Origin of the sequence: Micromonospora andamanensis (genome assembly GCF_016863495.1) — a bacterium.
Taxonomy (GTDB): domain Bacteria; phylum Actinomycetota; class Actinomycetes; order Mycobacteriales; family Micromonosporaceae; genus Micromonospora; species Micromonospora andamanensis.
This window is the reverse complement of the sequence record NZ_BOOZ01000070.1, coordinates 1-11,188: the sequence shown is the minus strand read 5'-3', so window position 1 is coordinate 11,188 and position 11,188 is coordinate 1. Positions and strand designations below refer to the sequence as shown.

Annotated in this window: 9 protein-coding genes; 6 read left to right on the top strand and 3 right to left on the bottom strand. The window is 70.1% G+C overall.

The genetic code is table 11. The features are described 5' to 3' along the window. Positions 1–13 precede the first annotated feature (13 nt). The 3 genes from Van01_RS31070 (at position 14) to Van01_RS31060 (ending at position 3,397) form a co-directional block, all read left to right on the top strand. A complete protein-coding gene (locus Van01_RS31070) occupies positions 14–1,030 on the top strand; it encodes a YihY/virulence factor BrkB family protein (RefSeq protein ID WP_204015206.1) in 1,017 nt (338 codons plus the stop codon). Positions 1,031–1,113: 83 nt separating this feature from the next. After that, positions 1,114–2,604 carry a phosphatase PAP2 family protein gene (locus tag Van01_RS31065; protein WP_204015202.1) on the top strand — a complete coding sequence of 497 codons (1,491 nt, stop codon included), beginning with the start codon at positions 1,114–1,116 and terminating at the stop codon, positions 2,602–2,604. Between the two features lie 19 nt (positions 2,605–2,623). After that, complete coding sequence (locus Van01_RS31060; protein WP_308442435.1) at positions 2,624–3,397, top strand: endonuclease/exonuclease/phosphatase family protein; 774 nt, start codon at positions 2,624–2,626, stop codon at positions 3,395–3,397. A gap of 209 nt (positions 3,398–3,606) precedes the next feature. Here the strand turns inward: Van01_RS31060 and Van01_RS31055 are convergent, their stop codons facing one another. Beyond that, positions 3,607–4,569: a TIGR03557 family F420-dependent LLM class oxidoreductase gene (locus Van01_RS31055; protein ID WP_204015197.1), complete on the bottom strand. Its 963-nt coding sequence runs from the start codon at positions 4,567–4,569 to the stop codon at positions 3,607–3,609. A 344-nt stretch (positions 4,570–4,913) separates the two neighbouring features. Here Van01_RS31055 and Van01_RS31050 point away from each other — a divergent pair, with 344 nt between their 5' ends. Together Van01_RS31050 and Van01_RS31045 are read left to right on the top strand one after the other, a co-directional pair. Continuing rightward, positions 4,914–6,302: a cellulase family glycosylhydrolase gene (locus Van01_RS31050; RefSeq protein ID WP_204015194.1), complete on the top strand. Its 1,389-nt coding sequence runs from the start codon at positions 4,914–4,916 to the stop codon at positions 6,300–6,302. A 510-nt stretch (positions 6,303–6,812) separates the two neighbouring features. Continuing rightward, positions 6,813–7,844 (top strand): sporulation protein, encoded by a 1,032-nt coding sequence (locus Van01_RS31045; protein ID WP_204015191.1) that lies wholly within the window; start codon positions 6,813–6,815, stop codon positions 7,842–7,844. A gap of 86 nt (positions 7,845–7,930) precedes the next feature. On the opposite strand, the gene Van01_RS31040 is transcribed toward Van01_RS31045, so the two are convergent. Both Van01_RS31040 and Van01_RS33355 read right to left on the bottom strand, forming a co-directional pair. Beyond that, complete coding sequence (locus tag Van01_RS31040; protein ID WP_204015188.1) at positions 7,931–8,308, bottom strand: hypothetical protein; 378 nt, start codon at positions 8,306–8,308, stop codon at positions 7,931–7,933. Between the two features lie 198 nt (positions 8,309–8,506). Beyond that, on the bottom strand, positions 8,507–10,549 hold the full coding sequence (locus tag Van01_RS33355; RefSeq protein ID WP_239099399.1) for a glycerophosphodiester phosphodiesterase family protein: 2,043 nt from the start codon (positions 10,547–10,549) through the stop codon (positions 8,507–8,509). A 172-nt stretch (positions 10,550–10,721) separates the two neighbouring features. Here Van01_RS33355 and Van01_RS31030 point away from each other — a divergent pair, with 172 nt between their 5' ends. Next, entirely contained in the window at positions 10,722–11,123 is a 402-nt protein-coding gene (locus tag Van01_RS31030) for a hypothetical protein (RefSeq protein WP_204015184.1), read from the top strand. The last annotated feature ends 65 nt before the right edge of the window (positions 11,124–11,188 follow it).

The following is an 11,188-nucleotide window of genomic DNA, read 5'->3' as shown; positions in this document are numbered from 1 at the left end:
ACGGGGCCACCCGGTGAGCAGCACCAGGATCGTGCCGGAGACCCGGCTGATGTCCGACGAGCAGCTCTGTGCCGATCACGCCTGGCAGACGCTGCGCCGGGAGGGCGGCTGGCACCTGTTGCGGGACGCCTTCACCCGGTTCCGTTACGGCGACGGTTTCAGCCACTCCCGGGCCTTCGCCTTCCAGCTCTGCCTCGCCGTGGTGCCGTTCCTGATCGCCCTCACCGGGCTGATCTCCGAACTGGGCGTGGCCGAGGGCGGGGAGGTGGTCGCCGACACGGTGCTGGCGTTGACTCCCGGCACCAGCGACCAGATGGTCGCCGAGCTGCTCGGCGGGGGCGACGAGGCGGGCGCCGAACGGGTCGAGGAGACCGGCGAGGTGGCGCTGACCCTCGGCCTGCTCACCGGTCTGGTGGCGTTGACGAGCACGATGGCCCAGATCGAGCGGGGCGCCAACCGCATCTACGGTGTCGAACGGGACCGTCCGGCGCTGTGGAAGTACCTGCGGGCGGCGGTGCTCGCGGTGAGTGCCGGCCTCCCGGCGCTCGCCGGGTTCCTCATTCTGGTCGGCGGGGGGCCGATGGGCGACTCGGTGGAACGCCACTACGCCTGGGGTGATGCCGCCAGCACGGTGTGGGACGTGGTGCGGTGGCCGCTCAGCCTCGGCCTGACGGTGCTCGCCGTCGCGGTGCTGTTCCGGCACGCTCCCCGTCGCCGTCAGCCCGGGTTGTCGTGGTTGCTGTTCGGCGCCGGCATCGCCACCGCCCTGTGGTGGCTGGCCAGTCTGCTGCTCGCCGGCTACGTGCGGTTCAGCGACGACTTCGGGCAGACCTACGGCGCGCTTGCCGGGATCATGGCGCTGCTGCTGTGGGCGAACCTCACCGGCATGGCGTTGTTCGGCGGGCTCTCCTTCGCGGCGCAACTGGAGGCCGTACGCATCGGTGTGCAGGAGCCGGCCAAGCCCGACCTGTGGGAGCCGGACGCGCAGCGGGTGCCCATCCACGACACCGGCGAGATGACCGCACTCTGACCCACCCGGCCGCCGGCACACCGTCGGGTGTACCGCAGCGGCGTACCGGGTACAGCCGGTCGCCAGAAGCGAAGGAGGCTGCCGTGGGCGCGGTCAGGAACGTACTGCGACGACCCCTCGGGCACTTCACCGAACGTACGCTCGCCGGCTTGGCGCTCGTGCTCGGTGCCGGGGTCGGCTTCGGGTTGCTGCTGGTGCTGGTCCGCGTGCGGTGGTCGCCGCTGTACGACGTGGACCATGGTGTCGCCGAGTGGCTCAACGAGCAGGTGGCACCGATCGGGCCGCTGGTGACGGTGCTCAACGCCATCACCGACCTCGGTGGACGGGCAGTGATCATCTGGTTGGTGACAGTCGCCGTGGTCGGGTTGCTGATCCGCCGGCAGGGGCGGCTCGCGGTGTTCCTGATCGTCACCGGCCTGGGTGCGCTGATTCTCGATCCCTCGCTCAAGACGCTCGTCGACCGGTTGCGTCCCGAGGTGGACGTGCCGATCGGCGCGTACGCGGGACAGAGCTTCCCGAGCGGGCACGCCCTCGGGTCGATGGTGGCCTACGGCGCGTTGCTGCTGGTGTTCCTGCCGGCGATGGCACCCCGCTGGCGTCGGGTCGCGATAGCCGTGGTCGCCGCTGTCGTCTTCCTGATCGGGTTCACCCGGGTCGCGCTCGGCGTGCACTTCCTCTCCGACGTGATAGGTGCCTGGCTGCTCGGGGCGGCCTGGCTGGGCGTCACCGCGTACGCCTTCCGGTTGTGGCGGTTGGAGCGGGGGCGGCCCGCGGTGCCGCTGACCGAGGGGTTGGAGCCGGAGGCCGGGCAGGAGGTGGCGCTGGCGCCGGACGAGGAGAAGTTGCTGCCGCACGCCCGGGCCGGCATCGCGGAGATCATCGTGGGCTGGGTGCTGGTGTTCGGTGCCCTCTACGCCTTCGGCATGTTCGTCAGCTACCACGCCGACAACACCTTCCTGGCCCGCCTCGACGAGCGGGTGCCGCTCTGGTTCGCCGAGCGTCGGACCGCCTCGCTCGACGAGTTCAGCTGGTGGTGGAGCAAGTTCGGGGACACCCACGCGATCATGCTGATCTCGCTTGTCTTCTGCCCGCTGGTGCTGGCGATCTGGCGGCGCTGGCGTCCGGTGCTCTTCGTGGCGCTCACCATGTTCGGCGAGCTGACCCTCTTCCTGGCCAGCGCGGCGGCGGTGGACCGGCCGCGTCCGCCGGTGGAGAACCTGGACGGTCCGATGCCCACCTCGTCGTTCCCGTCCGGGCACATCGCCGCCACCCTGTGCGTGTGGGTGGCGATCGCCGTCATCGTCTTCGTCCGGACCGACAGGTGGTGGCGGTGGGTCTTCGTGGCGCTCGCCGTGGTGATGCCGGTCGGGGTGGCGGTCTCCCGGATGTACCGGGGCATGCACCATCCGACCGACTTCATGGGCGCGATCCTGCTCACCACGCTGTGGATCGGGCTGTTGTACTGGGTGATCCGCCCCAACGAGGACGTCCGGCACGGCAACCAGCCGGCCATCGAGTCCGAGGACGTGGACACCCTCGACGACGAGTTGGCCCGGGCGGGTCAGCCGGGCTGAGCCAGCCGTGCTGAGGGTGATGACCTGGAACATCCGGACCGGCGGTCGGGACCGCGATGGTGCGGACCGGCGCGAGCTGGTGGCCCGGGTCATCGCCCGGCAGCGGCCGGATGTGCTCGCCGTGCAGGAACTGGGCGGTCTCGACGTCGACGGCTTCGCCGCCGGCGTCGGGCTCCGGCCGTACCTGGCCCGTTCCTGGCTGGGGCAGCCGGTCGCGCTGCTGGTGCGTCCGTCGTGGCCGGTGCTGGCCGCCGCGCCGGTACGCCGGCCGTTCCACCACGCGGCTCAACGCGTGGTGGTGGGCACCGACGCCGGTGCGCTGACCGTGCTGGGCACCCACCTCGATCCGTACTCGGGAACCCGCCGGCTGGTCGAGGCGGGGTGGGTGGCGGGCGCCGCGCTGCGCCGGAGCCGCGACGGCCTGGCGCTGCTCGCCGGTGACCTCAACACCCTCGACCCGTACGGCGGGCACGCCGACCGGGTGGGCCGGCTGCCGCCCGCGTACCGTCGCCGGCACCTGCGCCGGGACGGGCGGACGGTGGAGACCCGCGCGGTGGCCCGGCTGCTCGCCGCCGGGTTGGTGGATCTCGGAGTGAGTGCCGGACCTACCGTGCCCACCGCCCACGGCGGCGCGGAGTTCGCCGACATGCGCCTGGACTACCTGCTCGCCACCCCCACGCTGGCGGCCCGCCTCAGGGCCGCACGGGTGGTCCGTGACCCCGACACCGAGCACGCCTCCGACCACTACCCCCTGCTCGCCGAGTTCGCCCTCACCCCGCCCCTTCCGCGTTGACCAAGAAGTTCTGGCCTCCGACGTAGGCGTGTCGGAGACCAGAACGTCTTGGTCAACACCGAAAGGGAGTCACAGGAGCAGGTTGAGCAGGACTGTCAGGACGATCGAGGCGACGATGGAGAACAGGATCATCAGGAGGCAGCCGACGCCGCCGCCGGCGGGGCGGATCTCCGTGTTGCCGATACGCATCGACTGTCACACCTTCCTGCTCACAGGTCGCGGAGGCGGGGCAGGAGTTGCTCCTGCGCCCAGTCCAGGAACATCGGCTGGCTGTCGCCACCCACCTGGACCAGTGCCACGTGGGTGAAGCCGGCGTCGACGAACTTCTTGAACGCCGCCACGTGCTTTTCCACGTCGGGGCCGCAGGAGAGCCCGGCGGCCACGTCCTCCTCGCGCACGCTGCGGGTGGCCGCCTCGAAGGAGTCGGTGTCGGGCAGATCGGAGTTGACCTTCCAGCCCAGTCCGAACCAGCGGAACTGGTCGTGGGCGATCTTGCGGCACTCGGCCTCGTCCGGTCCGTAGCAGATGGCCACCTGCCCGTACCGGGGACGTCCGGCCCCGCCGGCCTGCTCGTACATCTCGACCAGGTGCGGCTCCGGATCGGTGGCGATCATGCCGTCGGCGTACTCGGCGGCCAGGGTCGCGGACTGCCGGCCGGAGGCGGCCACCGCCATCGGCACGGGGGTGTCGGGCCGGTCCCACACGTAGGCGTCCGGCACGTCGAAGTGGTTGCCGGAGAAGGTCAACGTCTCGCCGTTGAGCAGCGGGCGGATGATCTGCAACGCCTCCTCGAACATCTCGTGCCGCTGCTGAACGTGCGGCCAGCCGCCCACGACGTGCTCGTTGAGGTTCTCTCCGGCGCCGAGGCCGAGGGTGAACCGGCCGTCGGAGAGCACCCCGAGCGTGGACGCCTTCTGCGCCACCACGGCCGGATGGTAACGACGGATCGGGCAGGTCACGAAGGACATCAGCTTCGCCCGGGAGGTGGCGTGCGCGACCGCGCCCAGCACCGACCAGGCGTACGGTGAGTGGCCCTGTGCCTCCAACCACGGGTAGTAGTGGTCAGACATGACGAGGTGGTCGAAGCCGGCCGCCTCGGCCCGCACGGCATGGTCGACGAGTTCCTTCGGACCTGCCTGTTCGCACATCAGGGTGTAGCCGATGTTGACCATTGACGTCTCCTTCCGGGCCGGGGTGGACCATTCCGGATACCCCGGCCCGGATCGGTCAACCCTGCTCGACGCTTGACGGTGCCCTCGGCTCATGCCTACCGTTGTCTGAACCGGTTCAGAGGCCGGCCTGGTGTGCATCCTGTGGTGGGGATGTCCGCCCCCGTGACGGCTCGGTGTCTCCTGAGTCGTCACGGGTAGCCGGCTTACTGAACCGGTTGCTTTCGTTATCCCATCGGCATACGCTGATGCCTCGCCGGGTCTGAGCGCGGCTGTCGGGCTGCAGCCGCTCACCTGCCAGTCACCGCACCCCCTGGGCACGGGGGAGAAACTCCTGCGAGGAATGCATGAGAAAACTGTTCGCGGCTGTCGGCGCCGTCCTGCTGGCGACCGTCGCCGCAGTGTTCGCCTTCGGGCCCTCGGCCCACGCCGCCGCCGGCTTCACGGTCAGCAACGGGCGGCTCTACGACGCCAACGGCAACGAGTTCATCATGCGCGGGGTCAACCACGCGCACACCTGGTACCCGAACCAGACCAGTTCCTTCGCCGACGTCAAGGCCCTGGGCGCCAACTCCGTGCGGGTCGTGCTCTCCAGTGGCGACAGGTGGACCCGTAACAGCGCCGCCGACGTGTCGAACGTGATCCAGCTCTGCAAGGCCAACCGGCTGATCTGTGTGCTGGAGGTGCACGACACCACCGGGTACGGCGAGCAGAGCGGGGCGATCACCCTGGACCGCGCCGTCGACTACTGGCTCAGCATCGCCAGCGCGCTGAACGGCCAGGAAGCGTACGCGATAGTCAACATCGGCAACGAGCCGTACGGCAACCAGAACTACTCGTCGTGGGCCACCGACACGTCGAACGCGATCCGGCGGCTACGTACCGGCGGTCTCACGCACACCATCATGGTGGACGCCCCGAACTGGGGTCAGGACTGGTCCTTCACCATGCGCGACAACGCGCCCACGGTGTTCAACGCCGACCCGGCCGGCAACACGGTCTTCTCGATCCACATGTACGGCGTCTTCGACACCGCCGCGGAGATCAGCGACTACCTGGGTCGTTTCCGCAGCCGTGGCCTGCCGATCGTGGTCGGCGAGTTCGGCCACAACCACTCCGACGGCAACCCTGACGAGGACGCCATCCTGTCCTACACCCAGGCCAACGGCATCGGCTGGCTGGGCTGGTCGTGGAGCGGCAACAGCGGTGGCGTCGAGTACCTCGACATGGCCACCAACTTCAACCCGAACCAGCTGACCAGTTGGGGTCAGCGGCTGTTCAACGGCACCAACGGCATCCGGCAGACCTCGCGGCAGGCGAGCGTCTACGACTCGACCCCGCCGACCACTCCGCCGCCGTCGACCCCACCCCCATCGACCCCGCCGCCGTCGACCCCGCCGCCCTCGACGCCGCCCCCGTCCACCCCGCCGCCGGGTTCCGGATGCACGGCTACCTATTCGATAGGCGGACAGTGGCAGGGTGGTTTCCAGGGTGAGGTTCGGGTGACCGCCGGCTCCAGCGCCATCAACGGCTGGACGGTGCGCTGGACGTACGCCAACGGCCAGACGGTGACCCAGTCCTGGAACGCCACTGTCACCAGCAGCGGGTCGACAGTGACCGCCCGCAACGTCGACTACAACGGCCGTCTCGGCGCCGGGGCCAGCACCACCTTCGGCTTCCTCGGCAGTTGGAACGGCACCAACTCGGCCCCCGCGGTGACCTGCACCGCAAGCTGAACGGGCAGCGACGGTGGCCGGGCCCGCACGGGCCCGGCCACCACTGCCGGTTAGTGAACGCCCTCCGCCGCCCCCGGGCGGTCGGATCGCCGGATCCCGGGCCGACGCGACCCCCGCCGGTCACGGGCCACACTGGGATCGGCTGCCCGGCTGCTCGGCGGGCGGCATGGTGGGGCCGCCACATCGGGCTCGGCCCGGCTGCTCGGTATGCGGCATGGTGGCGCCATCGCTCAGCGGGAAAGCCCGACATCCCGCATCTCGAGCCGATCACGCACCGAAAATGAGGGGTTGTTCAGGCGGGGTCAATGGCTTTGTTCACCCCGCGCACTCTGAGACACCGCACCAGCGCTGCTCGCCGGGCGGCCCGAACTTGGGTCGTCCGGCGAGACAATGCGAATCCGTACCGCGTCGGCTTGTTTTCAGCCACCTCACAGGCCCGCTCGATAAAGTGCGCTGGTCCGCGTCCGCTCCCACAATGGAGTTCGGGCACCAGACCCCGCAGGAGTACCGATGGTCTTCAAGAAGATGTTGAGCGCGTTGGGCGTGGGCGGTCCCAGTGTGGACACCGTCCTGGCCAACCCGAACACCAGGCCCGGGCTGGCCCTCGACGGCCAGGTCAACCTGCTCGGCGGGGACGCTCCGGCGAACATCGAACAGATCGCCATCGGCCTGGTCACCCGGGTCGAGATCGGTGAGCAGGCCGGCGTGATGGAGTTCCACCGTCAGGTGGTGAGCGGTCCGCTCCAACTCGCCGCGAAGCAGGCGCTGTCCATCCCGTTCCAGCTGCCGCTGCCCTGGGAGACCCCGATCACCGCGGTGTACGGCCAGCGTCTGCACGGCATGTCGCTGGGGCTGCGGACCGAGCTGGCGATCGCCCGCGCGGTCGACAAGGGCGACCTGGACGAGATCAACGTGCACCCGCTCCCGGTGCAGGAACGCATCCTGGAGGCCTTCCTCCAGCTCGGCTTCCGGTTCAAGAAGGCCGACCTGGAGCGCGGCCTGATCCACGGTGTGCAGCAGACGCTGCCGTTCTACCAGGAGATCGAGTTCTTCGCCGCACCGCAGTACGCGCAGACCATCAACGAACTTGAACTGACATTCGTCACCAACCCGCACGGCGTCGACGTGGTGCTGGAGTGCGACAAGCGCGGCGGCTTCCTGACCCCCGGCCACGACGTGTTCGGCCGCTACCAGGTGGCGCACACCGACGCGGAGCGCTCCGACTGGACGCAGGTGGTCGACGGCTGGTTGCAGGAGACCATCGGCCGCTTCGGCGCCATGCGTGCCCAGGCGTTCGGCCCACAGGGCTACGGCCCGCAGGGCTACGGCGCGCAGAAGTTCGGCCACCCCCACCAGCGCCGGGGCGGTGTCGGCATGGGTGGCGTGGTGGCCGGCGCCGCGCTGGGCGCCGCCGGTGGCATGCTCGCCGGCCACATGATCGGAAACGCGTTCGAGGGCGCCGAGGAAGACGTCACCGAGGCCGCCGGTGACTTCGGCGGCGACTTCGGCGGCGGTGACTTCGGCGGCTTCGAGGAGTTCTAGGCACGACGGAACGGTGGCCCTTCGGGAGAGGATCCCGAAGGGCCACCGTGCGTACGCGGGCCGCTCACGGCTCCGCCCAGCCGGGGTCACCGCCCCCGCTTACGCTCCTCACCGGAACGCTTCGGGCTACCGGCCTTGGCCAGACCACGGCTACCCAGGTAACCGAGGGTCAGCAGGGTGATGAAGAACCACGCCTGACCGGGGTTGTTCAGGTTCAGACCGTACGCGCTGGTGCCCCGCCAGAAGGCGGCGATCACCACGGCGGTGACGGCAGCCGCGTAGATCCAGAACTCGGTGGTCAGGAACGACTGCTTCGTCTCCGTACCCGGCGCCGGCATCGGCTCCCGGTGCCCGTCGTGCATCATCGGCATCTGACGGGTGGGTGCCTCCTGCATGGCCGCGCGGTTCTGCACGTCCTGCGCCGGGCGGTTCATCGGCCTGGTAGATGCAGCCTGCGTGCTCATCTGTCCTCCTCAGGATTGATGAGTCGTAACCTGCGACCCTCGCCCCGCTACCGCGTGTCGGCCACGGCACGGTTCGCGCACTTGGCGGGGGCACCCCGCGTCTACCCCCCGGGTCGGGGGCAGTAACGCCGGCCGGGCCACGATTACCGCCCGTCCGCGCGGGCGACGCCTGGGGTGCCGCGCCGCCCGCGCGGAGGCTCACCGCAGGCCGTTGCGGACCGCCACGCCGACGAGCAGATCCGGGTCGTCGGTGATGATGCCGTCGACGCCGAGGTCGATCACCCGCTGCATCACCGCCGCGTCGTTGACGGTGTAGGGGATCACCTTCAGGTCGTACCGGGTCTGCAGGGTGCGTACGTCCGGTCCGTGAAAGTACGTCGGGTCCTGCCGGAGATACCAGTCCGGGTGGCTTACCGAACCCTGCGCCGGGTCGTGCACCTGCCAGTTCGCCGACACCGTGGAGGCGCCCGCCGCCCGGGTGAGCCTGCCCAGGTCCCGGTACTTCCACCAGTCCAGTCCGGCGGTCCACGGGCTCTTGACCGACCGGTCGCCGTACACCGCCCGCAACGAGCACTCGTCGGCCAGCCCGGTGCACTCCGCCGGCCCGTACTGCCAGACCAGGGCCACCGTCTCGATGCGTCGGTCCAGCTGCCGGGCGAAGGTGATGGTGCGCCAGTCGAAGGACTGGATGGTGACCCGGCCGGTCAGACCGGCCCGCTGCACGGCGGTGACCAGCTTGCGGGTGAAGCTGCGGTACGGCTCGGTGTCGTTCACCAGCGGGCTGATCTTCGTCTCGACGTTGAACCGGATGTCGGTCCGGCCGCTCGCCTTGACCAGCGCGAAGACCTCCTCCAGGGTGGGGATCCGGGCCCCGGGCACGGGCATCTGGTCGGGCATGTCGGCGGCGGTCCGCGTACCACAGTCGAGGGTCCTGAGCTGCGCGAGAGTCAGCCGGTGCACCAGCTTGCCCAGGTACGGGAACTGCGGGTCGCCGGGTCGCACCGGCGCGGTATCGAGGCAGTGCGAGCCGTTGACCGTACGGTCGTGCAGCACGACGAGCTTCCCGTCGGCTGTCACGCCGGTGTCCAGTTCCAGGGTGGAGATCGCCGGGTTGGCCAGGGCGTTGGCGAAGGCGGGCAGGGTGTTCTCCGGCCGGGTCGCCCGTCCGCCACGGTGTGCCTGGATGTCGAACGGCGAGGCGTACGCCCGGGGCAGCCGGTAGCCCCGGTCGGTGAGCAGGGTCCGCAGCCGGTCCGGGTAGTCGGTGATGATGCCGTCCACCCCGTCGTCGATCAGCTTGGCCATTGTCGGTACGTCGTTCACCGTCCACGGGATCACCCGGATGCCGTTGCGGTGCGCGTGGGTCACCAGCTCCCTGGTCACGTACGGTCGGTAGCCGGGGTCGGTGACGGTGCCGTTCTGCGGGAAGCCGTGCACCGGCGAGAACGCGGTGACGCCCAGGCTGCGGATCGCCCGGATCGGGTCGCCGCCGAAGTCGTCGATGTCCAACCCACCCAGCCACGGCGACGCGCCCGGTTGCCCGACCTGGAGGAAGTCGTAGTTGGTGAGCGCCACCAGCGGCAGGCGCGGTTCGACCTGACGCATCCGCCTCAGCGCGCCCCAGTCGAAGCTCTGGATGGTCACCTGCCGCAGCAGCCCGGCGGCGCGGATCTCCTTGGCGGTGACCTGGACGAACTGCTCCCGTGGCGCGGTCTCGCTCGGCGCTCCCGCCTCCACCTTGGTCTCGACGTTGAGCGTCACGTCGTCCGCCCGGTACCGCTTGACCAGGGCGAAAACCTCACTCAGCAGCGGCATCCGGGCGCCGGGCACGGCGAGTTGGCCGGGCCGGTCCGGCAGCGTACGCGAGCCGCAGTCGAGGGTGCGTACCTGCGCCAGGGACAACGTGTTCAGGTACTTCCCGACGTACGGGAACTCGGGGTCACCCGGGACGACCGGGGCGGTGTCGACGCATTTCGTGGCGCTCACGCGCCGGTCGTGGGTGACCACGGCCCGTCCGTCCTCGGTGATCTGGACGTCCAGTTCGAGGGTGCTCACCCCGAGCTGGAGGGCGTTGCCGAACGACGCGAGGCTGCTCTCCACCCGCAGCCCGAGTCCACCCCGGTGGGCCTGTAGGTCGAAGTCCCGGTCTGGTCGCGGTCGTGCCGCGGCAGGCGCCGCCAGCATTGTCGTCACGATCGTCACGGCCAGGGCCGCGACGGCGGTACGGCGTACGGTGCGCACGCTGTCCTCTCCCTCCCGCGGGGATCTCCCGCCGAATCCGCTGCACAGCATCGGCAGCGGGCACGGCGGGCAGGCAAGCGCAGTGCGACGGCCCGGTGAACCGGCGGTGCGGGTTTGCCGCGCCGGTCACCGGGCACGCACCGAGACCGACCCTTCTGCGAGGTGATGGATCGTGCGTGAGGACGAGATGCGACAGGACGCCGCCCGCCGGGCCGAGCAGCGGATCGCCGGCGGCGTGTACGGCGAAGGTGCCCTCGACGAGGTGACAGTCCCGCCGACCGATGTGGAGAGCCAGTTGCAGCGGGAGGACCCGGACGATCCGGCTGACGTGCCGATCGACCCGACAGTGCTGCGCGACGGCGGTCCGACGCGCGGTCAGGGCGCGATCACCACGACCGGCGGCACCGCCGGCCCGGCCAGCGCCCGACGGGTGGCCCGCCAACCGGAACGCCACCGCGGCACTGTCGCCCCGACCACCACCGGCGACGCCACCACCGGCGGCATGACCACCCCGCCCGGCGGCACCACGAGCGACCAGTCCACCCCCACCACCCACCAAGGCAACTTCGAATAACCCCACCACCCACCCACCCTCACCTTGTTGATCATGAGGTTGGCGGCGGTTTTGATCTCTTGGGG

Coding starts and splice junctions, on each gene's coding strand:
- Van01_RS31060 (WP_308442435.1), top strand. CDS start 2,624: ATGACCTGGAACATCCGGACCGGCGGTCGGGACCGCGATGGTGCGGAC.
- Van01_RS31055 (WP_204015197.1), bottom strand. CDS start 4,569: ATGGTCAACATCGGCTACACCCTGATGTGCGAACAGGCAGGTCCGAAG.
- Van01_RS31050 (WP_204015194.1), top strand. CDS start 4,914: ATGAGAAAACTGTTCGCGGCTGTCGGCGCCGTCCTGCTGGCGACCGTC.
- Van01_RS31045 (WP_204015191.1), top strand. CDS start 6,813: ATGGTCTTCAAGAAGATGTTGAGCGCGTTGGGCGTGGGCGGTCCCAGT.
- Van01_RS31040 (WP_204015188.1), bottom strand. CDS start 8,308: ATGAGCACGCAGGCTGCATCTACCAGGCCGATGAACCGCCCGGCGCAG.